21 protein-coding genes are annotated in these 23,555 nt (G+C 60.1%); 7 read left to right on the top strand and 14 right to left on the bottom strand.

Features of this window, described 5'->3' with window-relative positions; genetic code table 11:
* Window positions 1–431 precede the first annotated feature (431 nt).
* Complete coding sequence (gene rne / locus ACYZTL_RS23545) at window positions 432–3,656, top strand: ribonuclease E (protein WP_461953749.1); 3,225 nt, start codon at window positions 432–434, stop codon at window positions 3,654–3,656.
* Between the two features lie 295 nt (window positions 3,657–3,951).
* Here the strand turns inward: rne and murB are convergent, their stop codons facing one another.
* The 8 genes from murB to ACYZTL_RS23505 form a co-directional block, all read right to left on the bottom strand.
* Window positions 3,952–4,971 carry a UDP-N-acetylmuramate dehydrogenase gene (gene murB, locus ACYZTL_RS23540; protein ID WP_461953748.1) on the bottom strand — a complete coding sequence of 340 codons (1,020 nt, stop codon included), beginning with the start codon at window positions 4,969–4,971 and terminating at the stop codon, window positions 3,952–3,954.
* Window positions 4,968–5,432: a low molecular weight protein-tyrosine-phosphatase gene (locus ACYZTL_RS23535; RefSeq protein WP_461953747.1), complete on the bottom strand. Its 465-nt coding sequence runs from the start codon at window positions 5,430–5,432 to the stop codon at window positions 4,968–4,970. Before ACYZTL_RS23535 ends, murB begins: the two co-directional genes overlap by 4 nt.
* Window positions 5,432–6,196 carry a 3-deoxy-manno-octulosonate cytidylyltransferase gene (gene kdsB, locus ACYZTL_RS23530; RefSeq protein WP_461953746.1) on the bottom strand — a complete coding sequence of 255 codons (765 nt, stop codon included), beginning with the start codon at window positions 6,194–6,196 and terminating at the stop codon, window positions 5,432–5,434. The genes ACYZTL_RS23535 and kdsB overlap by 1 nt, the downstream gene beginning before the upstream one ends.
* Window positions 6,193–6,378, bottom strand: a complete 186-nt coding sequence (locus ACYZTL_RS23525) for a Trm112 family protein (protein WP_007945752.1) — start codon at window positions 6,376–6,378, stop codon at window positions 6,193–6,195. Before ACYZTL_RS23525 ends, kdsB begins: the two co-directional genes overlap by 4 nt.
* Window positions 6,379–6,403: 25 nt before the next feature.
* A complete protein-coding gene (lpxK, locus tag ACYZTL_RS23520; protein ID WP_461953745.1) occupies window positions 6,404–7,414 on the bottom strand; it encodes a tetraacyldisaccharide 4'-kinase in 1,011 nt (336 codons plus the stop codon).
* The gene (locus ACYZTL_RS23515) at window positions 7,414–7,845 is read right to left on the bottom strand and encodes an ExbD/TolR family protein (protein ID WP_461953744.1); all 432 of its coding nucleotides are present in this window, start codon (window positions 7,843–7,845) and stop codon (window positions 7,414–7,416) included. The genes lpxK and ACYZTL_RS23515 overlap by 1 nt, the downstream gene beginning before the upstream one ends.
* Window positions 7,842–8,480, bottom strand: a complete 639-nt coding sequence (locus ACYZTL_RS23510) for a MotA/TolQ/ExbB proton channel family protein (RefSeq protein ID WP_461953743.1) — start codon at window positions 8,478–8,480, stop codon at window positions 7,842–7,844. Before ACYZTL_RS23510 ends, ACYZTL_RS23515 begins: the two co-directional genes overlap by 4 nt.
* Window positions 8,481–8,578: 98 nt before the next feature.
* Window positions 8,579–10,801, bottom strand: a complete 2,223-nt coding sequence (locus ACYZTL_RS23505) for a DNA internalization-related competence protein ComEC/Rec2 (RefSeq protein ID WP_461953742.1) — start codon at window positions 10,799–10,801, stop codon at window positions 8,579–8,581.
* Between the two features lie 137 nt (window positions 10,802–10,938).
* Between ACYZTL_RS23505 and ACYZTL_RS23500 the strand changes: the two genes are divergently transcribed.
* The gene (locus ACYZTL_RS23500; protein ID WP_461953741.1) at window positions 10,939–11,457 is read left to right on the top strand and encodes a DUF2062 domain-containing protein; all 519 of its coding nucleotides are present in this window, start codon (window positions 10,939–10,941) and stop codon (window positions 11,455–11,457) included.
* 840 nt (window positions 11,458–12,297) lie between these two features.
* On the opposite strand, the gene ACYZTL_RS23495 is transcribed toward ACYZTL_RS23500, so the two are convergent.
* The 4 genes from ACYZTL_RS23495 to ACYZTL_RS23480 all read right to left on the bottom strand — a co-directional run bounded on the left by ACYZTL_RS23495 (window position 12,298) and on the right by ACYZTL_RS23480 (window position 15,466).
* A complete protein-coding gene (locus ACYZTL_RS23495) occupies window positions 12,298–13,077 on the bottom strand; it encodes an ABC transporter permease (protein WP_008152390.1) in 780 nt (259 codons plus the stop codon).
* On the bottom strand, window positions 13,074–14,006 hold the full coding sequence (locus tag ACYZTL_RS23490; protein ID WP_461953740.1) for an ABC transporter ATP-binding protein: 933 nt from the start codon (window positions 14,004–14,006) through the stop codon (window positions 13,074–13,076). The genes ACYZTL_RS23495 and ACYZTL_RS23490 overlap by 4 nt, the downstream gene beginning before the upstream one ends.
* A gap of 133 nt (window positions 14,007–14,139) precedes the next feature.
* Window positions 14,140–14,763, bottom strand: coding sequence for a glutathione S-transferase family protein (locus tag ACYZTL_RS23485; protein WP_461953739.1), 624 nt, complete (start codon window positions 14,761–14,763; stop codon window positions 14,140–14,142).
* A 43-nt stretch (window positions 14,764–14,806) separates the two neighbouring features.
* On the bottom strand, window positions 14,807–15,466 hold the full coding sequence (locus ACYZTL_RS23480) for a transglutaminase-like domain-containing protein (RefSeq protein WP_461953738.1): 660 nt from the start codon (window positions 15,464–15,466) through the stop codon (window positions 14,807–14,809).
* A gap of 245 nt (window positions 15,467–15,711) precedes the next feature.
* Between ACYZTL_RS23480 and ACYZTL_RS23475 the strand changes: the two genes are divergently transcribed.
* Complete coding sequence (locus tag ACYZTL_RS23475) at window positions 15,712–18,159, top strand: acyl-CoA dehydrogenase (protein WP_461953737.1); 2,448 nt, start codon at window positions 15,712–15,714, stop codon at window positions 18,157–18,159.
* 74 nt (window positions 18,160–18,233) lie between these two features.
* Window positions 18,234–18,641 (top strand): PA2817 family protein, encoded by a 408-nt coding sequence (locus ACYZTL_RS23470; protein ID WP_461953736.1) that lies wholly within the window; start codon window positions 18,234–18,236, stop codon window positions 18,639–18,641.
* A 156-nt stretch (window positions 18,642–18,797) separates the two neighbouring features.
* Here ACYZTL_RS23470 and ACYZTL_RS23465 read toward each other — a convergent pair whose 3' ends face one another.
* Complete coding sequence (locus tag ACYZTL_RS23465; protein WP_461953735.1) at window positions 18,798–19,805, bottom strand: LysR family transcriptional regulator; 1,008 nt, start codon at window positions 19,803–19,805, stop codon at window positions 18,798–18,800.
* A gap of 91 nt (window positions 19,806–19,896) precedes the next feature.
* Between ACYZTL_RS23465 and ACYZTL_RS23460 the strand changes: the two genes are divergently transcribed.
* The 3 genes from ACYZTL_RS23460 to ACYZTL_RS23450 all read left to right on the top strand — a co-directional run bounded on the left by ACYZTL_RS23460 (window position 19,897) and on the right by ACYZTL_RS23450 (window position 22,028).
* Complete coding sequence (locus tag ACYZTL_RS23460; RefSeq protein WP_461953734.1) at window positions 19,897–20,523, top strand: alanyl-tRNA editing protein; 627 nt, start codon at window positions 19,897–19,899, stop codon at window positions 20,521–20,523.
* A gap of 91 nt (window positions 20,524–20,614) precedes the next feature.
* Window positions 20,615–21,385 (top strand): 2OG-Fe(II) oxygenase, encoded by a 771-nt coding sequence (locus ACYZTL_RS23455; protein WP_461953733.1) that lies wholly within the window; start codon window positions 20,615–20,617, stop codon window positions 21,383–21,385.
* Window position 21,386: 1 nt separating this feature from the next.
* A complete protein-coding gene (locus ACYZTL_RS23450) occupies window positions 21,387–22,028 on the top strand; it encodes a LysE family translocator (protein ID WP_461953732.1) in 642 nt (213 codons plus the stop codon).
* A 53-nt stretch (window positions 22,029–22,081) separates the two neighbouring features.
* Here the strand turns inward: ACYZTL_RS23450 and ACYZTL_RS23445 are convergent, their stop codons facing one another.
* Window positions 22,082–23,443 (bottom strand): MATE family efflux transporter, encoded by a 1,362-nt coding sequence (locus ACYZTL_RS23445; protein WP_461953731.1) that lies wholly within the window; start codon window positions 23,441–23,443, stop codon window positions 22,082–22,084.
* Between the last annotated feature and the right edge of the window lie 112 nt (window positions 23,444–23,555).

Here is a 23,555-nt window from a genome sequence, read left to right as displayed (position 1 = left end):
TTCACAAAGTGCAGTCAGCTGCGAATGACCCCGAGCGAACGCTTCGGAAACAACGCCTAAATTAGCCATGATGCGTGACCTCCCCTTTCGGAGCTCACGGTAAATGCCAACCCGCTGCGGATTCTGCGCGCGGCAGCACCCGAATTATCAGGGATACGTGTAGGGTGGAGATGCACAACCGCTGGACTGTGTAGCAATAGGCTTTATCAAGACGCTTCATCTCGTCCACAGCCACTGGTTGATTCCTCCTCCTGACTGAGTGCTTAAGTAGCCACAGCAAGCAGGACGCGTACGTCGCGACGAAGGCCCACATTGGCCGGACATCGCTGGACACGGGAATGGCCAACCACTCCCGACGCACCTGACACCGACCATGAGAAGTCGTGTGTGCCGAACGCCGTTTCCGGCAGCCCGGAAACCGACGGTACTACATGAAAAGAATGCTGATTAACGCAACTCAACCCGAAGAGTTGCGTGTTGCACTGGTAGATGGCCAACGCCTCTACGACCTGGACATCGAATCCGGTGCACGCGAGCAAAAGAAGGCCAACATCTATAAAGGCCGGATTACTCGCATCGAACCAAGCCTTGAGGCTGCCTTTGTCGATTTCGGCTCCGAGCGCCACGGCTTCCTGCCCCTCAAAGAAATCTCCCGCGAATACTTCAAGAAAGCGCCTGAAGGCCGCGTCAACATCAAGGACGTCCTGAGCGAAGGCCAGGAAGTCATCGTTCAGGTCGAAAAAGAAGAACGTGGCAACAAGGGCGCCGCCCTGACCACCTTCATCAGCCTGGCCGGTCGTTACCTGGTACTGATGCCGAACAACCCGCGTGCCGGCGGTATCTCCCGTCGCATCGAAGGTGAAGAGCGCAACGAACTGCGTGAAGCCCTGAACGGCCTGGTTGCCCCGGCCGACATGGGTCTGATCGTGCGCACTGCCGGCCTCGGCCGCAGCAGCGAAGAAATGCAGTGGGACCTCGATTACCTGCTGCAACTCTGGACCGCCATCAAAGAAGCCTCGCTGGATCGCTCCGCGCCATTCCTGATCTACCAGGAAAGCAACGTGATCATCCGCGCCATCCGCGATTACCTGCGCCAGGACATCGGCGAAGTGCTGATCGACAGCGTTGAAGCCCAGGACGAAGCCCTGACCTTCATTCGCCAGGTGATGCCGCAGTACGCCAGCAAGATCAAGCTGTACGAAGACAGCGTTCCGCTGTTCAACCGTTTCCAGATCGAAAGCCAGATCGAGACCGCTTTCCAGCGCGTCGTCGAACTGCCTTCCGGCGGCTCCATCGTCATCGATCCGACCGAAGCCCTGGTGTCCATCGACATCAACTCGGCGCGCGCCACCAAAGGCAGCGATATCGAAGAAACCGCCCTGCAGACCAACCTTGAAGCCGCCGAAGAAATCGCCCGTCAGTTGCGCTTGCGCGACATCGGCGGCCTGATCGTCATCGACTTCATCGACATGACCCCTGCCAAGAACCAGCGCGCCGTGGAAGAGAAAGTCCGCGAATGCCTGGAAGCCGACCGCGCTCGCGTGCAAGTCGGTCGCATCTCGCGCTTCGGCCTGCTGGAAATGTCCCGTCAGCGTCTGCGTCCATCGCTCGGCGAAAGCAGCGGCATCGTTTGCCCGCGTTGCAACGGCACCGGCATCATCCGTGACGTTGAATCGCTGTCGCTGGCGATCCTGCGCCTGATCGAAGAAGAAGCCCTGAAAGACCGCACCGCCGAAGTTCGCGCACAAGTGCCGATTCCGGTTGCAGCCTTCCTGCTCAACGAAAAACGCAACTCGATCACCAAGATCGAACTGCGCACCCGTGCCCGCATCGTCATTCTGCCGAACGATCACCTCGAAACGCCGCACTTCGAAGTTCAGCGTCTGCGTGATGACAGCCCGGAAGCCAGCATCAACCAGTCCAGCTACGAAATCGCCGCTGCCGCTGCCGAAGTCGAAGAAGTCCAGCCAGCCGCCGCGACCCGCACCCTGGTTCGCCAGGAAGCCGCGGTCAAGACCGCTCCGGCCCGCGCCAACGCTCCGGTTCCAACCGAAGTCGTCGCCGCACCGGTTGCTGCGCCGGCCGTCGCACCAGAGCCAAGCCTGTTCAAAGGCCTGGTGAAGTCGCTGGTCAGCCTGTTCGCTACTAAAGAAGAGCCGGCCGCTCCGGTTGTGGTTGAAAAACCAGCGACCACCGAGCGCCCGGCCCGCAACGAAGAGCGTCGCAACGGTCGTCAGCAGAGCCGCAACCGTAACGGTCGCCGCGATGAAGAGCGCAAGCCTCGCGAGGAACGTGCACCGCGTGAAGAACGCGCACCACGTGAGCCACGCGAAGCTCGTGAAGAAACCCCGGCCGTCGCTCGCGAAGAACGCGCTCCACGTGAAGAACGCGCACCGCGCGCACCTCGTGAAGAACGTGCACCGCGCGCACCTCGCGAAGATCGCAAGCCACGTGGCGAGCGTGAAGAACGTGTGCGTGAACTGCGTGAGCCGCTCGACGCCACCGCACCGGCTGCCGCCGCTACCGCTACTGCTGAAGAGCGTCCTGCCCGTCAGCCACGCGAAGAACGTGCGCCACGTCCACCGCGTGAAGAACGTCAACCGCGTGCCGAGCAAGCGGCTGCCGCCGTTGCTGAAGAAGAACTGACTGGCAACGAAGAGCAACTGCAGGAAGACGGTCAGGATGGCGCCGAGGGCGATCGTCCACGCCGCCGCTCCCGTGGTCAGCGTCGTCGCAGCAACCGTCGCGAGCGTCAACGCGATGCCAACGGCAACGTGATCGAAGGTTCGGAAGAATCCGAGTCCGCCGAAGGTAACGAAGGCGCCGAAGGCCGCGAAGCGCCAAGCGCTGCCGATCTGGCCGCTGGCCTGGCTGTTACCGCAGCCGTTGCCAGCACCGTGATCAGCGCTCCGGCCGAAGCACAAGCCAACGAGCAAGCCGAACGCGCCACTGCCGCCACACTGGAAACTGCTCCAGTGGAAGCGCCAGTCGTTGAAGCGACCACGCCTGTAGAAGCAACCGCCGCTCCGGAAATCGAAGTAGCACCGGTTCAAGAAGCACAGCCTCAGGTTGAAGTTGCTGCTGAACCGGCCGTCGTTGCTGAAGCACCTGCCGTGGTTGCAGAACCGGTTGTCGAAACCGTTGCTGAGACCGTGACCGAAACGGTTCGTGAAGTTCGCGAAGAGCAAACCGCGTTCAACTGGGTTGCCGAGCCGGTAACAGTCGAAACTCCAGCGCCAGCCGCTGAAGTAGCGGTTGTCGAGCCAGCGGTTGTGGCTGCTGAACCAGAAGCTGCTCCAGTTGTTGAAGCCCCTGTTGCCGCCGAAGTGGTTGCGCCAGTGGTTGAAGCAGCCCCGGTCAGCGCCCTGACGCCAAGCGGTCGCGCGCCTAACGACCCGCGTGAAGTGCGTCGTCGCAAGCGTGAAGAAGAGCGCCTGCAGAAGGAAGCCGAACTGGCTGCCGCTGCTGCTCCGGCCGCTGTCGAAGTGGCACCGGTTGTTGCTGAAGTCGTCGAGGCTGCTCCTGCCCCGGCTGCTGAAGTTGCTGCCGAGCCAGCTGACTCCGTGATCGACGAAGCACCGCGTTCCGTTCAGGAAGCGGTAGAGCAACACGAGCAAGCCCTGGAAAAAGAGCACGAGCCTAAACCTCTCGTCTGATTCCATCGGCCATTAAAAAGCCCCGTCTGGTAACCCAGGCGGGGCTTTTTTTATGTCAAATTCAACATCACCACGATCCAATGTGGGAGCGTCTAGTTGAAGACCAACGCAGCAGGCACATCCACATCCCACAACACCCCATTCTGCTTCAGCTCGACGCCGTTCTTGATCGCCACAATTTCGGCCAGAAACAAACGCTTGATCGTCAGATAGCTAAGCTAACCCGGCATTAACAAAAAAGCCCTGCACAGTTAATGCTGTGCAGGGCTTTGAGATCAGTCTTGAAAGCGTAGCCTCAATACCGATTCGGCTCCATTTCCAGGTCGACATGGAAACGTTCTGCAATGTCTTTCTGGATACGCTGCGCCAGGTTCAGCAGCTGCAGGCCCGTCGCGGCCCCGTAGTTGACCAGCACCAGCGCCTGCAGCTTATGCACGCCAGCGTCGGCTTCGCGGAAACCTTTCCACCCTGCCCGCTCGATCAGCCAGCCCGCGGCCAGTTTCATCTGCCCGTCGGGCTGCGCGTAGGCCACCAGATCCGGGTATTCACCCTTGAGCTGCGCCACCATCGCGGCCGACACCAACGGATTCTTGAAGAAGCTGCCGGCATTACCGAGCACCGCCGGGTCTGGGAGTTTTTCGTTGCGGATGCTGCAAATCGCCTGGCTGACGTCGGTGGCGGTCGGGTGATCGATGCCTTGCTCGGTCAGGCGCTGACGCACCGGACCGTACTCCAGATGCAGGTGTGCGGCGCGATCCAGGGCGAACCGAACCCGCAGGATCAACCAGCGCCCCGGTTCCTGTTTGAACCGACTGTCGCGGTAAGCGAAGTTGCATTCGGCCAGCGTGAAGTCCCGCAACTCACCTGTCTGGCGATCCAGAGCGGTCAGGCCGGCAAACACGTCCTTGATCTCCACACCATAGGCACCGATGTTCTGCATCGGTGCCGCGCCGACGGTGCCGGGGATCAGGCTGAGGTTTTCCAGACCCGACAACCCCTGCGCCAGCGTATGTTGCACGAACGGATGCCAAGGCTCGCCGGCCTCGGCTTCGATCACGACTTTGCTGCCGTCGTCGCTCAGGATACGAATCCCGCGTGTCGCCATGCGCAGCACCAGCGACTGGATGTCAGCGGTCAGCAGCAGATTGCTGCCACCGCCAATCACCAGCAGCGGCACGTCATGCTCCGCCGCATAAGCCAGCGCCTCACGTACGTCCGCATCACTGCGGGCTTCGGCAAACAACCGGGCTTGAACGTCCACGCCAAAGGTATTGAACGGTTTGAGCGAAACCTGCGGTTGAACCTGCAAACTCATAACCGGCCCTTCAATTCGATCACCAGCAGATCAGTGGCGCGCTCGATCAAATCGAGCACCAGCTCAAAGCCCTGTTCGCCGTCGTGATACGGATCGGGGACTTCATCGATGTCCGACTGGTAACGACGCAGAAACAGGTCCAGCTCAGCCTTGCCCCTGGCCGGTTGCAGGGCCTTGAGGTTGCGCAAGTTGCTGTTGTCCATCGCCAGAATCAGGTCGTAGGTGGCGAAATCGGCGCGGGTCACTTGCTGGGCGCGCTGGGCGGACAGGTCGTAACCGCGCAGCCTGGCCGCCGCCTGGCTGCGTTTGTCCGGCGCCCTGCCGACGTGCCAGTCACCGGTGCCGGCGGAGGCCACTTCAACCTTATCGGCCAGCCCCGCTTCACGCAGTTTATGCCGCAGCACGCCTTCGGCCGTCGGTGAACGACAGATGTTGCCCAGACAGACGAACAAAACCCGCATCAGGCCTCCAGCAGGCGACGAACGCGCTCGAGGTCTTCGACGGTGTCGACACCGGTGGGCGGTGCGATCAATGCGTCGGCAACGTGAATCCGCACGCCGTGCCACAGGGCACGCAGTTGCTCCAGGGATTCGGTGTTTTCCAGCCAGCACGGGCCCCAGCTGACGAAGTCATGCAGGAAACCGGCGCGGTAGGCATAGATGCCGATGTGACGGCGATACGGCACGCCTTCCGGCAGCGCATCGCGACTTTTCGCGAACGCGTCCCGGGCCCACGGCAACGTTGCGCGACTGAATGTCAGCGCCAGGCCATTAAGGTCGCTGACGACCTTGACCACGTTGGGGTTGAACAGGGTTTCAACGTCTTCAATCGGCTCGGCCAATGTGGCCATGCGTGCTTCGGTGTGAGCGGCCAGATTGGCCGCAACCTGATCAATCACGCTTGGCGGGATCAGCGGTTCGTCACCTTGAACGTTGACCACGATGGCGTCAGGCGCCAGACCGAGTTTTGCGGCGACTTCGGCCAGGCGGTCCGTGCCGGAGTTGTGATCTTCGCGGGTCAGCACCACTTCGGCGCCAAACGCGTTGCACGCCTCGACAATGCGCGCATCGTCGGTGGCAACGACCACACGCTCGGCGCTGCTTTTGCTCGCCTGTTCCCAGACGTGCTGGATCATCGGCTTGCCGGCGATCAGCAGCAGCGGTTTACCCGGCAGGCGGGTGGAGGCGTAACGCGATGGAATGACAACGGTAAAGGCTGTGGTCATTTATCCAGACGCTCGTCGGTGGTCAGGGTGCGGGCTTCGGTTTCGAGCATCACCGGGATGCCGTCGCGAATCGGGTACGCTAGGCCGGCGCCCTTGCTGATCAGCTCGGTTTTGTCGGCGCTGAGCTTGAGCGGGCCTTTGCAGACCGGGCAAGCGAGGATGTCGAGCAATTTGGTGTCCATGAGCATTCCCTGGATAAAAACGGATTTAAGGCAAAAGACGAGCCGGCAACAGGCGCATCAGCTGCGTATCGAACCAGGCCACGAAGGCCGGCGATGGCGCAGCATCGACCGCCAGGTACCACCAATCGGCGGCGGCGAAGGCACGGCACTTCACCGCGTCCTTTTCGGTCATCACCAACGGCAATGACGGTGTGAAATTCAAGGCCTGCACGCTGTACTCGGCGTGATCGGCAAAGGCATGCGGAACTGGCTGCCAGTGTAGCGTTTCGAGGGTCGTGAAGAAACGCTGCGGATTACCGATCCCGGCCACGGCGTGCAGCGCCTGGCCTGCGGGAAAATGATCGAGGGGACGGCGTTCGCCGCTCTGCAGATTGACCAGTTCGGTGGGTTGCAGTTGAAAGGCAAAACCGTCCGGGCGGTCATCGGCGGCGCCGTTGTACAGCACCGCGTCAACACTTTGCAGACGCTCGACCGGTTCGCGCAACGGTCCGGCGGGTAGGCAACGTTTATTGCCCAGGCCACGGGCAGCGTCGATCAACACCAGTTCGAGGTCCCGCGCCAGCCGGTAATGTTGCATGCCATCATCAGACAGGATCAGGTCCAGCGGCTCGCTCGCCAGCAGCGCTTTGACGGCGCGGCTGCGGTCCGGGTCGATCATCAACGGAACGCCGGTGCGCTGGACAATCAACAGCGGTTCATCGCCCGCCACATCGGCGCTTTGCTCGGCCTCGACGCGCCACGGCAGTTGCGCCGGTTTAGCACCATAGCCGCGGCTGACCACGCCGACCCGCAAGCCGCTGCGCTGACAATGCTGGATCATCCACAGAATCAGCGGTGTCTTGCCAGTACCGCCCACGGTGATGTTACCGACGACGATCAGCGGCACCGGCGGCTGATAAATCTCGCCCTTACCCGCCAGAAAGCGCTGGCGCTTGTTCGTGACCACGCGCCGGTACAGCCACTCCAGCGGCTGCAACAACTTCAGGGCAGGATGACCGTCGTACCACGCGGCGAGCAAGCGATCGGACATGGCCATCAGGGCGCGGGCGGCGCCGCCTCGACTGTGGTCATGCGCAGGTGACTGAAACCGAGTTTGCCGGCGGCGTCCATGGCGGTGATGACAGACTGATGTTGAGTCTTGCCGTCAGCACTGATGGACAACGGCAGGTTGGTGTCGCCGCTGGACTCTTTCTGCAACGCTTCCATGAGCGTGGTCAGGTCGTTCTTCTGCAAGATCTGATTGTTCACCGAGAACACGCCTTCGGCACTGATGGCGACGTCCAGGTGTTTGACCTGCTGGTCTTCGGCAGGCGAACCGCTGACCGCTTCCGGCAGATCGACGCGCAACTGGGTTTCACGGGTGAAGGTGGTGGTCACGACGAAAAACAGCAGCAGGATAAACACCACGTCGATCAGCGACGCGAGGTTGATGTCCACATTCTCCCGTTGCTTGCGGCGAAATTTCACGCTCTTTTGCCCTCGGACAGGTCCACGTCACGGTCACCCTGCACCACCTCGACCAGTTTGATCGCTTCCTGCTCCATGCCCACCACCAGCTCATCGATCCGGCGTTGCAGGAAACGGTGGAAGAACACCGACGGGATACCGACCATCAGGCCCGCAGCCGTGGTGATCAGCGCCTTGGAAATACCACCGGCCAGCACCGCGGCGTTGGTGGTCATGCCCGAGCCCATGAACGCGCTGAAAATATCGATCATGCCCAGCACCGTGCCCAGCAGGCCCAGCAACGGGGCCATGGCGGCGATGGTGCCCAGTGCATTGATGTAGCGTTCGAGTTCGTGAATCACTCGCGCGGCGGCCTCTTCGATGCACTCCTTCATGATCTCGCGACCGTGTTTGGAGTTGGCCAGGCCCGCCGCCAGAATCTCGCCCAATGGCGAATTGGCACGCAGTTCCTTGAGTTTGTCTTTATTGAGTTGCTTGTCCTTGATCCACACCCAGACCTGCCCGAGCAGATGCTCCGGGGTCACACGGCTGGCTCGCAGGGTCCAGAGACGCTCGGCGACAATCGCCATGGCCGCGATGGAACTCAGAATGATCGGCAGCATCATCCAGCCGCCGGATATGACCAATTCCCACACAGTGACAGTCCCCTCGAAAAAGTGCGCCACTCTAACATAGGGGGTCGGCGCACCGAAGACCGTGATGTCGCATCCGGTCGGGCTTCAGTAACGCGCGATTATGGCGCGGCACGCCAGAAACGCCGTTCCTGACGCATCGTCCACACTGGCTTGAAGCGTCCGAGGTGCAGACGAATGGCGCCCTGCTCGGCGCTGTCATGGGTCGCCATGCCACGTTTTCTGTAGCGGGCCATGACCGTGGGATGCGGGTGACCAAAGGAATTGCCATTGCCGCGCGAGATCAGCACCGCTTTGGGCTGCAACGCGGCGAGCAGCGCCATCGACGATGAACTGCGGCTGCCGTGGTGCGGCGCCTGCAGCCAGTCGGTGGGCACGGCCAGGGGACTGTCGAGCAGGGCTCGTTCGGCTGCGGTGTCGATGTCACCGGTCAATAATATTCGCTCGCCATTGGCTTCAATTTGCAGCACGCAGGACTTTTGATTGCTGTCCGAAGCCAAAGGCCATTGCCAGATCTGAAACCTCACGCCGTCCCAAGTCCATTGCTGACCACTTTCGCAGGCCTCGGCGTGCAATTCGACGGGCAGCGCCTCGGGGTCACCGCTGAGCACGCGCGTCACCGGCAAGCCATGGGTAACCGCTCGCGCACCGCCGGCGTGATCGGCGTCGGCATGGCTGAGCAACATCAGGTCGAGTTCCGCCACGCCCAGTTTGCGCAAGGTGGGCAGCACCACTCGCTCGCCGAGGTCGAAGTCACCGAAGCGCGGGCCAGTGTCATACAACAGTGTGTGATGGCGGGTTCGCACCAGGATCGCCAATCCCTGGCCGACATCCAGCTGCCAGACTTCGGCGATTCCCTCCGGCAGCAGTGGCCGAGGTGGAAAAACCAGCAGCAGTAACAGCGGCCAACCCAATGGGCGCAGCGGTACGCCGCGCGGCATCAACAGCAGAAACGCGCCGAGGGTGCCCAGTGCCCATATCCACAATGGAATTGCCACGGGCACCCACGCGGGCAATTGACCGGCCATCAACCCAAGACCCTTGAACAGCCAATCGATCAGCCCACCCGCCAGCCACAACAATCCCTCGCCCACATAAGGCAGCGGCAACAACAGGGTTCCCAGCAAGGCCGGCGGCAATACCAGCAAACTGATCCAGGGCACCGCCAGCAGATTGGCGACCGGCCCGCTGAGACTGATCGGCAATCCCAGCACCAGCAGCAACGGACCCAGGCCGATCGCGATCAACCATTGAGCGCGGGTCCAGGTTTGCCACCATCGCCAAGGGCCGAGGCGACCGCCGAAGGTGAAAATCAACACTGCCACGGCGGCGAAGGACAACCAGAAACCCGGTTGCAGACTCGCCAGCGGATCCAGCAATAACACCGCGTTGAGCGCCAGCAACAATGGCCACCAGGCGCCGAGATGGCGAAAGCGCAGGCGCCAAAACAGCACCAGACCGATCATCACGCAGGCTCGCCGCACCGGCACTTCGAATCCCGCCAGCAGTCCGTAGCCGAGGGCCGCGGCGAATGCCAGTCCGCACGCCCATGGCAGCCACGGCAAGTGATTCGGCCACATACCGTAGCGAGCCAGCCCGGCGATCAGTAGATACACCACGCCGGCCAGCAACCCGACGTGCTGCCCGGATATCACCAGCAAATGCACGGTGCCGGTGTCTTGCAACACCTGCCAGTCCTCGCGACTGAGCCCGGCACCGTCCCCCAGTACCAGCGCCGTCAGTGCACCGGTTCGTCCTTGGGCATCCACGGCTTGCAAACGCTGGCGGATGCCGTCGCGCCAGGCCCATCGGGCTTCGGCAAGGCGCTGACCATCCTTGACGGTCCCAGTTGCGCCGATGCGTTGCGCCAGCAGCCAGGCGTCGTAATCGAAGGCATGGGGATTGAGCAGCCCGGCGGGACGCTTCAATTTCACTGCCAGCCGCCAGCGTTCCCCGCTGTTGACCGGCGGTCCGTCATACCAGGCCAGACGTATCAGTGACGGCACCTTTGCCTGCCGTGACCGGGCGTCCGCCAATTCGAAACGCACAACCCCTTCATTGTTTTGGGGCAAACCGGTCACCCGGCCTTCGACCCAACGGGTTTCGCCATCAAGATTCGCTGGCAAACGATCATCCAGCGCCCACTGCGCATTCGCGCCGGCCCAACTGAAGCCGAACAGGAAGAACGCCAATGGATAAGTCCTGAACGGCAGCAACATCAGGCCCACGAGTGGCAACAGCATCCACAACCAGACCGGTGGTAACACCGGCAAAAAACGCAGGGCCAGCAGACCCAACGCCAGCGCCATCATCCCTGTGCGCATACGCCCGTCCTTGAGAGTCCCCTTCCCTAGGCATAGCCGGCTCACGGCACGTGCATCGTTATTAATTGTCACAAAGTCTGAATGGGCGGCTCATAGAATCCAGACATACTTGCCGCCTTAACCGACCGAGAAGCCTTATGCCCCGGCGCTTATTCAAACGTTACATGCCAGACCCGACCAGCATCAGGGAACACAAATCCTTACGCTTTCTCGGCACCCTGCTGCATGACCCGAACCTCTGGCACCTCAACCGTCACTCGGTCGCACGGGCGATGGCGGTGGGCATGTTCGCGGCGTTCCTGCCGATTCCGTTGCAGATGTTGGTGGCGGCCATCCTCGCCATCGTCGTGCGCGGCAATATGCCTATTGCGGTCAGTCTGGTCTGGCTGACTAATCCGATCACCATGCCGGCCGTGTTCTTTTGCACGTATCAGACTGGTGCGTGGCTGATGGATGTCCCGACTCGTCATCTGCCCGATGAGTTGACCTGGGAATGGATTAGCGGCGAGCTGTCTACGTTGTGGCAGCCGTTTTTGCTGGGTTCGGTTGTGGTGGGGCTGGTGCTGGGTGCGCTCGCCTATTGCTTGGTGATGATGTATTGGCGGTGGTGGGTGAGTCGGCAGTGGGCTCGGAGGAAGAAGAAGCGGATGTTGTAAATGTTGAAAGGCCTCCCAGCGCGGGAGGCCTTTTTTGTGATGCATGGATCGGGGTACATATCCGTTGCTGCGGTAACGGCGGCTATTGGTTCCGCTTTTACAGCGGGTCACTTGGAAGAGCGCCAAGTAACCAAGCGCCCGCGCCCCTGACGTACGGTGCCTCGCTAGGGCTCGGCATGCCCTCGCTCCGGTCCTGCTCCGTGGGCCCGCCGCCATCGGCCATCCATGGCCGGGGGCGGCTAACCCGGCATCCATGCCGGGTTGCCCACTGCGCAGAACCTGCGCTCGGCCTTCCGACGGGGCAGATCAAGATCAAAAGCAAGATCAAAAGCCAAAGCAAGATCAACAGCCAGAGCCAGAGCCAGAGCCAGAGCCAGAGCCAGAGCTTCATTGAACCTGTAGGAGCGAGCCTGCTCGCGAAAAAACTCCAGACAACACGTTCATTCAGACAGCACGCGTTATCGTTGTCGTCCTTCGCGAGCAGGCTCGCTCCCACAGGGGAATGAGTCAATCTGAGGAGCCAGGCCGGCCGGTAGGCCGCCTCGCGGTGCTGTTGCGGTAGTCGCCCCCTCGAGAGGCCGAGCGCAGGTTCTGCGCAGTGGGCAACCCGGCATGGATGCCGGGTTAGCCGCGCACGGCCAGGGATGGCCGATCGCGGCGGGCCCACGGAGCAGGACCGGAGCGAGGGCATGCCGAGCCCTAGCGAGGCACCGAACGAAAGGGGCAAGAGCGCTTGGTTACTTGGCGCTTCTCCAAGTGACTCGCCGTAAGGGCGAAACCATAAGTCGCCGTTACCGCAGAACCGGATATGTACTCAGACCCAAACCACACAGGGAGAGCTTACGTACGCATCCCCCGCCCACTCACCAGCAACCGCGCACAACCGATATACAACACAACCGTCGCCACCAGCATGAACGTAATCGCCACGCTGATCCGGATATCCGAAACCCCAAGAATCCCGTACCGAAACGCATTGACCATATGCAAAACAGGATTCGCCAACGACACAGTCTGCCAAAACGGCGGCAGCAACGAAATCGAGTAAAACACCCCACCCAGATAAGTCAGCGGCGTCAGCACAAACGTCGGAATGATCGAAATATCATCAAAGTTGCGCGCAAACACGGCGTTGATGAAACCCAGCAACGAGAAGATCGTCGCCGTCAGCACCACCACCAGAATGGTCACGCCCAGGTGATGCACCTGCAACTGGGTGAAGAACAGCGACAGCAGCGTCACGATGAGCCCGACCATCAACCCGCGCAGCACGCCGCCCAGGGTGTAGCCGATCAGAATCGTGTGCGGCGACACCGGCGACACCATCAACTCTTCGATGGAACGCTGGAATTTGCTGCCGAAGAAACTCGACACCACGTTGCCATAGGAGTTGGTGATCACCGACATCATGATCAGCCCCGGCACGATGTATTCCATATAGGTGAAGCCACCCATGTCACCGATCTGCCGACCGATCAGGTTACCGAAAATCACGAAGTACAAAACCATGGTGATGGCCGGCGGCAGCAGCGTCTGCGGCCAGATCCGGGTGAAGCGCTTGACCTCACGGTAAACGATGGTATTGAGGGCGACGAGGTTGGGTTGCAGCTCGGAACTCATACCGCCACCTTCGACAGATTTTTCTCCACCAGGGACACGAACAACTCCTCGAGGCGATTGGTTTTGTTACGCAAGCTCAGCACTTCGATGTTCTGCTGCGCCAGTTGGGTGAACAGCGCGGTGATGCCCATGGACTTGTCGACCTGGACCTCAAGGGTATGACCGTCGAGCAACCGGGTCGGGTAACCCAGCAACTGCGGCGCAACGCTCAGCGTGTTTTTCGTGTCGAGCAGGAAGGTTTCCACATGCAACTGGCCGAGCAGCTGTTTCATGCTGGTGTTCTCGACGATGGTGCCGTGATCGATGATGCCGATGTTGCGGCACAACTGCTCAGCCTCTTCCAGATAGTGCGTGGTGAGGATGATGGTGATGCCTTTCTGGTTCAGTTCGGTGAGGAAGGTCCACATCGAGCGACGCAGTTCGATATCCACCCCCGCTGTCGGTTCATCGAGGATCAGCAGGCGCGGTTCATGAACCAGCGCGCGGGCAATCATCAGTCGACGCTTCATGCCGCCTGACAGCGAACGCGATGGCACATCGCGCTTGTCCCACAGACCGAGCTGAGTCAGGTACTGCTCGGCGCGTTCCTTGGCGATTTTCGGCGGAATGCCGTAGTAACCGGCCTGTGTCACGACGATATCGAAGGTTTTTTCGAACTGGTTGAAGTTGAATTCCTGCGGCACCACGCCGATGGAGCGTTTGAGCGCCGCAGGATTCTTGTCCAGGTCATGACCGAAGATATTCACCGTGCCGCTGGTCTTGTTCACCAGGGTCGAGAGAATGCCGATGGTCGTCGATTTGCCGGCGCCGTTCGGGCCGAGCAAGGCGAAAAAGTCACCTTCGGCGACGTCCAGATCGATACCACTCAGGGCCTGGAAACCGTTGCCGTAGGTTTTGGTTAGCTGCCGGATGGACAGAGCGGAACTCATATCGGATTTACGCACCAAGAAGGGAAGAATGGGATCAATAAGGGCGAGCGGCGGACAATGCAACCGCGGCGCATGAGCGCAATGGTGCTTGTCGCCGCCACACAAGTACAGTCAAGTGTGTCGATAGTGAGTATTAAGTCAACGCGGTCATGACGGCTTTCCTGTACGCCGGACGCTGCTGCAGTCGCGCATACCAGGCTTGCAGATGAGGCTGCGGTGCACGCTCGATCGGCATCTCGAACCATGCATAAATGAAACTGCCGAGGGGAATGTCGCCCATGCCGATTTTATCGCCGGACAAGTACGGTTTGGCCACCAGCGCCTGATCGGCCATCGACAGCAGACCGTCGCATTCCTTGATCGCCGCGTTAATGGCCGGCCAGTCCTGCTTGTCTTCCGGCGTGCGCAAGACGCCCCAGAACACGGTGCGGAACGGGCCGGAAAAACTTGAAGTGGTCCAGCCCATCCATTTGTCGGCAGCGGCGCGGGCCTTCAGATCCGCTGGATACCAAGCGGTGCCGCTGGCGTGAAGGGCCATCAGGTAACGCACAATGGCGTTGGATTCCCACAGCACGAAGCCGTCGTCCTCGATGACCGGCACACGGCCGTTGGGGTTCATCGCGCGGTACTCTGGCGTGTCGACGACACCAAAGGCACCGCCTGCATCGATGGCCTCATAGGCCAGGCCAAGTTCCTCGGCGGCCCACAAAGGTTTTCTGACATTCGACGAGTTTTTCCGACCCCAGATCTTCAGCATGACCGCTTCTTTATGGATGAATGCGCAGGCAGCATACGCCGGATCAGGCTCGACTCAAATCGCTCTGCATGTCACCCAGAAGCGGCGGCAGCTGTTCGCTGAACAGGTGCGGGTAGCACTTTTCCAGGTGCTCGAAAAAGAACGTTTCCGGCACGTCGGTGAACTGGCCATGATCGATCAGGTACTCCATCAATTGCTCGCCGTCGCGATTGAAAGGATGGAAAACACTGTCGTTGATCCCGTCGAACTCCAGCGGCGCAACGTTGAACAGTTCGCAGAGTTTCTGGTTGAACGCCGGCGTGGCTTTGACCCAGCGGCCGTTCAGGTACAGCTCTGTATAACCATGCATGGCGAACACGTCACTCTTGAGCAATTCCAGCAGACGCGGGGTCGACAAATGATTGCGCACATCCGCCAGGCCGATCCGCGCGGGAATCCCGCAATGCCGGGCCGCACCTGCCAGCAGCGTGGCTTTGGGCACGCAATAACTTTCCCCGGCGGCCAGCGCATAACTGCCACGCAAGGTGACTGGATCGCGGCTGAACGTGTAGGGGTTGTAACGCACGGCCTCGCGCACCGCGTAATAGAGATTGATCGCCTGCTCGAGCGGATCGCGACGGATGCCACGATGTTTTTCGGCGAACTCCACCACCGACGGGTGGTCACTATCGATGAAGCGGCCGGGACTCAAATACTCGTGCATGAGAACAATCTCCTGGGGAAGCCACGAGTCTAGCGACAGGTTCAGCACAGAGATAACGACGTTTCGGCCAAACATGGACGCTTAGCCGCCCGCCCAACGAAATGATCTGGCCTGGTGCCAACTGTCCTACAAAACTCATCAGAGGTTTCCCACGAATTCAATCACCTCGCTCCGACGACCCTGTTTTGCGGATGCCGTCTAAGCTCTGAAGGTTGTTTTTGCCCTTGTTTCACGGAGGATTAAATATGCTGCTGTTGTGGATACTGGTTCTGGTTGTCGGGATTGCGTATGTAGCCCACCGCCGTATCGCCCCGCTGCCCGCTCTGTGCATCGTTGCCGTCTACGTGGTGGCGATGGGTGCCTTCAGCCGCGCGCCAGGCTGGTTGCTGCTGGTGCTGTGGGTACTGATCGCAGCTGTCGCGGCACCCTTGTTGCTGCCCGATCTGCGCCGTAAATACTTCAGCGCGCCGCTGTTCAACTGGTTCCAGAAAATCCTGCCGCCGATGTCGGAAACCGAACGCGATGCCATCGACGCCGGCACTGTGTGGTGGGATGGCGAACTGTTCAGCGGGCGCCCGGACTGGGACAAACTGCTGTCCTACCCAAAAGCTCAATTAACCGAAGAGGAACAGGCCTTCATCGATGGCCCGACCGATGAGCTGTGCGCGATGGTCACTGACTGGCAGATCGGGCAAGACATGGACCTGCCTGCCGAAGCCTGGACACACATCAAGGAAAACGGCTTCTTCGCCCTGATCATTCCCAAGGAATACGGCGGCAAAGGTTTTTCTGCCTACGCCCACTCCCAGGTGGCAATGAAACTGGCGACCCGCAGTGGCGACCTCGCGTCCACCGTGATGGTCCCCAACTCCCTCGGCCCGGCCGAGCTGCTGCTGCATTACGGCACCGACGAACAACGCAATTATTACCTGCCACGTCTGGCACGTGGCGATGACATCCCGTGCTTCGCATTGACCGGCCCACTGGCCGGCTCCGATGCCGGCTCGATGCCCGACACCGGGGTGATCTGCAAAGGCGAATGGGAAGGCAAGGAAACCCTCGGTCTGCGCCTGAACTGGGAGAAGCGCTACATCACGCTCGGGCCGGTCGCCACTCTCCTCGGCCTGGCGTTCAAGGCGTATGACCCGGATCACTTGCTGGGCGATGAAGAAGATTTAGGCATCAGCCTCGCGCTGATCCCGACTGACACCGCCGGTGTTGAAATCGGCCGTCGTCACTTGCCGTTGGGCGCAGCCTTCATGAACGGTCCGAACTCCGGCAAGGACGTTTTCATTCCGCTGGACTTCCTCATCGGCGGCCAGGACATGCTTGGCAAAGGCTGGATGATGTTGATGAACTGCCTGTCGGTCGGACGCTCGATTTCGTTGCCTGCCGTCGGCACTGGCGCGGCCAAGTTCACCAGTCTGGTGACCGGTCAGTACGCGCAGATTCGTGAGCAGTTCAACGTGCCGTTGTCGGCGTTCGAGGGCATTCAGGAAGCGATGGCGCGCATCGGCGGCAACACATGGATGATGGACGCGGCGCGGATGCTGACCGCCAACGCGGTGGACCTGGGCGAGAAACCGTCGGTGCTGTCGGCGATTCTCAAGTATCACCTCACCGAACGAGGCCGCGAGTGCATCAGCCACGCCATGGATGTTCATGGCGGCAAGGCGATCATCATGGGGCCGAACAATTACCTGGGTCGCAGCTGGAATGGCGCGCCGATCTTCATCACCGTGGAAGGCGCGAACATCCTCTCGCGCAACCTGATGATCTTCGGCCAGGGGGCAATTCGCTGCCATCCATTCGTCCTGAAAGAAATGTCCCTCGCCGGACGTGAAGACAAGGATCAGGCCCTCACCGAGTTCGATGGCCTGCTGCTCAAACACATCGGTTTTGCCGTGAGCAACGCTGCCAGCACGCTGGTGCTGAACCTTGGTTTCGGTCACTTCGAACATGCCCCGGGAGACAAGCTCAGCCAGGGTTACTTCCGTGCGCTCAATCGTCAGGCGGCTGCGTTCGCCCTGCTCGCCGACTTGAGCATGATGCTGCTCGGCGGCGAACTGAAACGTCGCGAACGCCTGTCGGCGCGTCTGGGGGATGTGCTCAGCAACCTGTACCTCGCTTCCGCCGCGCTCAAGCGTTATCACGACCTTGATTCACCCGGGCACATGGCGCCGCTGTTCACCTGGGCCATGGAAGAAAGCCTTGGCCAGTCGGAACGTGCGCTGGATGAATTGCTGACCAACTTCCCGAACAAGGTATTGGGTTGCCTGTTACGGGTCATCGTGTTCCCGTTTGGTCGTCGACACAAAGGGCCGTCGGACAAACTCGGTGCCGAAGTGGCCGCGGTGATTGGCCGGGCCAAGGGCGATCCGACCCTCGAAGAATTGCTTGGCGGTTGCTTCCGTCCGCAATCGGCCGATGACGCCGTCGGTGCCCTGCAACATGCTTGCGACTTGTTGAACGCGGTGCAGCCAGTGCAGAAAAAACTGCATGTGGCGCTCAAAAGTGGTCAGGTCAAACCGGTTGCCGGGGAAAACGTCATCGATGCCGCGCTGGAGGCTGGCGTGTTGCAGCCGGCGGAAGCGCAAAAACTGCGGGATGCCGAAGTGGCGCGGCGCAAGGTGATCGATGTCGATGATTTCGACAAAGAGGAGCTGGCGCTGGCGACAGGAAAAGTCCGCTGATCCAGCCAGCCATGTAAAAAGGTCCGCGGGAGCTTTATACTCCCGCGCCCGTTTTGCTCTTGAGGACTTATCTCGTGTCCAACGTCGTTGCCGATCATCTCGTCTTGCTTGACCACTTGCGCAGCATCCTGGTCGCCGTGGGTGAGGCCGAACAGGTTCCCGAAGAAAGCCATGCCTTGTTCCTGGAGCGCTTCGACGAACTGCGGGCGTTGCTGCCGGTCGACCCGATCGAAAGCCAATACCTGGGCCAGGACATCCTGTGCCAGGTAATCACCCGTTATCCGCAAATCGCCCACCTGGTCCCGCGCGACCTGCTGTGGTACTTCGCCGGTGACTGCCTGCATTACATGCCCGATGATGAAATCGACTTGTATCAGGCACTGGAAGAACGTCGCTTCGAAGCTGAACAGAACGATGAACCGTTCGACTGGAATCAGGAAAAACAGCTGCTGACGATGTCGAACGATGACAGCAAGCACTGATTGCTGATCAGGAATGCAGAAGGCCCGCACGGTTGAACATGCGGGCCTTTTTTATTATCACAAAGATCAAAAGATCGCAGCCTGCGGCAGCTCCTACATTGGGAATTGCGTTCACCCTGTAGGAGCTGCCGCAGGCTGCGATCTTTTGATTTTGCTTTAAAGCAACCCATCACTCTCGGGCAACTCATACTCCGCCGCGACCTTGCCCAACGCACCGGGCTTACCCGGCTTCCCTGGCTTGCTCAGTGTCGGCTCCCTCTCCAGACATTCCACCAGATAATCGATCAGCACCCGCAGCTTCGGCGGCATGTAACGGGTCGGCGAATGCAGCAGCCACGCGCCGCCGTGGTACGACGCCAGAAACGTCCAGTCCGGCAACACCTGCACAATCAAGCCCTGCTCCAGCGCATAACGCGCGGTGAAGTACGGCAAACTGCCAATTCCGATGTGCTGCAACACCGCCCCGAGTCGCACGCCAGTGTGATTGGCGGCATAACGTCCACGCACACCGACGGTGACAGCCTTGGTGCCTTTCTTGAATTTCCAGCGCGCATCACTCGGCGTTTCGCCCAGGTAAATGCAGCTGTGGTTGAGCAAGTCGTGGGGATGCGTCGGCGTGCCATGCTCTGCCAGGTACTGCGGTGTTGCGCAGAGCAAATGGTCGATGGTCAACAATTGCCGTCCCACCAGCCCGGCCGGTGGACGGTCGGTAATACGAATCGCCAGATCGACGTTGTCATCGATCAAATCCACCTGACGATCTTCGAGTAACAGTTCCACATCCACTTTGGGATAACGCCGCAGAAATTCCGGCATATGCGGATGAATCACGAATCGCCCTACGGCTTTGGGTACGCTGACTCGCACCAGCCCTTCCGCTTCATGGGTGAACTGACCACTGATTTCCATCACCGACTTGGCGGCGCTCACCATCTCCTGGCAGCGCTTGAATACTTCCTCGCCACCGTCGCTCAGCCGCAACTTGCGCGTAGTGCGTTGCAGCAGACGGGTGGCGAGCGCCTTCTCCAGACGCGAAATGCTGCGACTGACCGCCGACGGTGAAGAGCCCAACTGGCGCGCCGCTTCGGAGAAGCTTCCGGTCTCGACAACCTTGACGAAAATCGCCATTTCACCCAGCAACGGCAGTGGAAGATTTATGCTCACGACGCAACAGTCCTTTGATGTTTGAACGGATTATCACGCAATTCCACGCTTCATATAATAAAAAACAGAATCTCTAATGAGGGCATGGAATATGACGCTACGCCTCTTTTTCCATAGTGATGACCTCAAGGCCAATGTGGAAGTACTGGAATGCACGCCTTACGAGAACGAGTTCGCCGTGGAGCTGCGCGCAACACTGTTTCACCCTCAGGGCGGCGGACAGCCGTTTGACACCGGCTGGATCGGCGAAAGCCAGGTGCTGCGCGTGGTGCAGGATCCTGACCGGATCATTCATTTCGTCGACCGCCCGTTGAATCTCGGCATGACCCCGATTCGCGTCGATGAGCCACGTCGTCAGTTCAATACGCGGATGCATTCCGCCGGCCATCTGATCGGCCATTTCGTACAGGCCATGGGCTGGATGCCGATCAAGGCGCATCACTGGCCGGGCGAAGGACGTGTGCAGTTCAAACCGACGGACTCCGCGCAGGAGGTTGATGCCCGAACCGTCGAGTTCGGCATTGAACAGTGGATCGCCCATGACCTGCTGCGTCTGACATCGCTGCGCGAAGGCGCACGGGAAATCGGTTTCGGTGAACTGCCCGCTTACGGCTGTGGCGGCACCCATGTACGGAGCCTGAAGGATTTGGGCGCCGTCACGATCGCTTCTGTTTCACAGAAGAAAGGAACGCTGTCAGTCCACTACAGCGTGGATTGAGCAAGTGGGCGATACCGAACCCGGCATCGCCTGGCGCCGGGGAGCCTGCATTCGCGGGTTCCGTTGACTACCCGATAGATGGACCTGAACCATGATGCTTGACGTCGAGCGTCTCGATGAGACGTGCATAAAAAAACTGGCCAACGAAGAAGTCCTCGCCATCCGGGTCAAAAGCTTCCTGGCCCCGCCGCTGGCGATTCAGATCGGCGACAAGATTCTCGCGCCCGGCTTCGAAGGCTATATCAACGCACCGAGCATCGGTCGTATCGGCATGGCGTTTTACGAAGCGGAAAATCAGCCACTGCTGATCGAGGATTATTTCGAACGCGCCACGCGCAACATCGCGGAATTGCGCAATCGTTGCGCGCCCTATTCGTCTCCGGTCGACACCCTGCGCTGCATGCTCGATGAGTCCTGGCCGGCGGGTGCGCATCTGGAGAACCTCTACGGTCGCAAGATGTACGTCGGGCTGTCCCGGGTGGTGAAACCCGGCGTGTGTTTTTTGGCCCACCACGACATTTTCGCCAAGGACGCTCCGGATAGTTTTCAGGCCAAAAGCCTCGATGCTCAGTTCGCCTGCAATGTTTACCTGAACATGCCCACCGAGGGCGGCGCGCTGCAGATGTGGGACCACGACATTTCCCCGGACCAGTTCGACGAAATGCGCGGCGACAGTTACGGCATCGATCCGGCACTGCTCGGCACTCCAGTCCTGGAAGTCTGTCCCGAGCCTGGTGATTTCATCATGTTCAATTCGCGCTGCATGCACTCGGTAACACCGGGTGTGGCCGATCCGCGCTTGAGCCTTTCATTCTTTGTCGGCTATCGCGGCAATGCTTCACCCCTTACGTTCTGGAGTTGAGATGCAGTATTCGAATTACCTGGGCGAGTTTCTGGCGCTGGCGACTATCCACTTTCTGGCCGTGGTCGCACCCGGGCCGGACTTCGCAGTCACCATCCGCCAGAGCGTGCGTTTCGGTCGAGGGGTGGGAATCTGTACGGCGCTCGGCATCGGTGCGGGCATTTCCGTGCATGTGCTTTACACCCTGCTCGGCGTCGGCGCATTGATGCACACCACGCCCTGGTTATTGACGGTGGCCAAGGTCGTGGGCGGAGCCTACATCCTGTACCTCGGCGTCAGTCTGTTGCGCAGCCAACCCAAATCGGTGCTGGAGGGCGAAAAGGATGCAGACGAACCTATGGTCGAGCAAACGCTGCTGAAGGCGTTCACCACCGGGTTTCTGACCAATGCTACCAACCCCAAGGCCACGCTGTTTTTCCTGGCGATCTTCACCACCCTCATCAGCGCCACGACACCGCTCAGCATTCAGGCGCTTTATGGCGTGTGGATGTGTTTCGTCAATGCGATGTGGTTTGTCATCGTCGCGCTGTTCTTCTCCAGCTCCCGGGTACGTGTGCTGTTCATGCGCATGGGGCATTGGTTCGAACGGACGATGGGAGTGGTACTGATCCTGTTTGCCGGACGACTGATAATGTCCTGGTAAGAATGACCAAAACGCAAAAGGCCCACCGCTCGACATCGGTGGGCCTTTTCGCTTTAGCAGGCGGTTGGCAGTCTGGCTCGACTGCTATGAATAAATCGTCCGCCCATCAAAACCGTTGCCAGCGTCAGCGCCGTAATCAAGCCCAGCCAGACCCCTTGCGGCCCCCATTCCAGTCCAAACGCCAGTCCCGCCCCGAGCGGCACACCGACGCCCCAATAGCAAAAGATCGCCAGCCACATTGGCACTTTTGTGTCCTGCAAACCGCGCAGCGCGCCCGCCGAAAGCATCTGCAACCCATCGGGAAACTGCAATGCCGCGGCGTAAAGCAGAAGCGTCGAGGCCAATGCGGTGACGGCGATGTCCGAGCTATAGAGATTGGCAATCGCTTCATTTCCCAGCAGCAAGATTGCAATCGACACGCTCTGCGCTGCCAGGACGATTACGCACCCTGCCCAGGCAGCCTGCCTGACACCCTTTTGATCTCCGCGACCGAGCGCATGACCGACCCGAACGGTCGTTGCCTCTGCCACCGCGACCGGGATCATGAAACACAACTGCGCCAGGTTGACCGCAATCTGGTGGGCCGCGAGGTAAGTCGAACCCAGGCGGCCGATCAGCAACGAGGTGACAATGAAAAGACTGCCCTGCATCAAAATGGCAATGCCGATGGGCATCCCGGTTTTGAGCAGGTCAACGATGCCGTCACGCCGAGGCGGATCGAATCGGGCAAACAGCTGCAGATGCGCCATACGCGCGCTTCGCCAAAGGTAGAACGCAAAAAGCAATGCTTGCAGCCACATCATGATTGCCGAGGCGATGCCCAAGCCTTGTGCCCCCAACTCGGGAAAGCCCAGCTTGCCGTTAGTCAGCACATAGCCCAAGGGTGCCAACACCAGCAGGCCACCGAGACTGAAAAACATGGTCGGTCGCATCCAGTGCATGCCTTCACAGAGATAGCGCATGCAGAAAAACAGGGTCAATGCGGGACTGCCCCATCGCACCGCGTGCAAAAACGCCTGAGCCCCGGGAATCATGTCCTCGGCGATCCCGGCGGGCGCCAGCAGCGCAGGCGCAAGACTCAGGAAGCCGAACATGAAAAGCCCCATGAACAGCGCCAGCCACAAGGCTTGCCGGAAAATCGGTCCGATTTCGTTTAACCGGTCTGCACCCTGCAAGCGTGCCACTGATGCGGTCAGCGCGATTAATGTGCCAATCGGCACCAGCATCGGCAACCATAGCAACGCGGTCCCCAGCGTCACCGCCGCCAGGGTATCGGTGCCGTGATTACCGGCAATCAGGTTATCTACGAAGGCGACCAATCCAACGCACACATGACCGACGACCAAGGGCAGGGCCAGTATCGCCGTTGCGCGGATTTCGGGGACAGCACGAAGGGATGCGGATTTCTGTGACATTAAAGGGCGTTCCTGAGAGCCAACGAGCTTGTCGTTATCCCAGAATTCTCATGTCCAGGCTGTCAGACCGTTCCGGACTTCGCATTTTCGCTGTAGGAAATTTGTAACAGGA

This window comes from Pseudomonas sp. LB3P81, assembly GCF_054897965.1.
The sequence above is the reverse complement of the archived record's forward strand: the minus strand, read 5'-3'. Positions and strand labels throughout refer to the sequence as shown.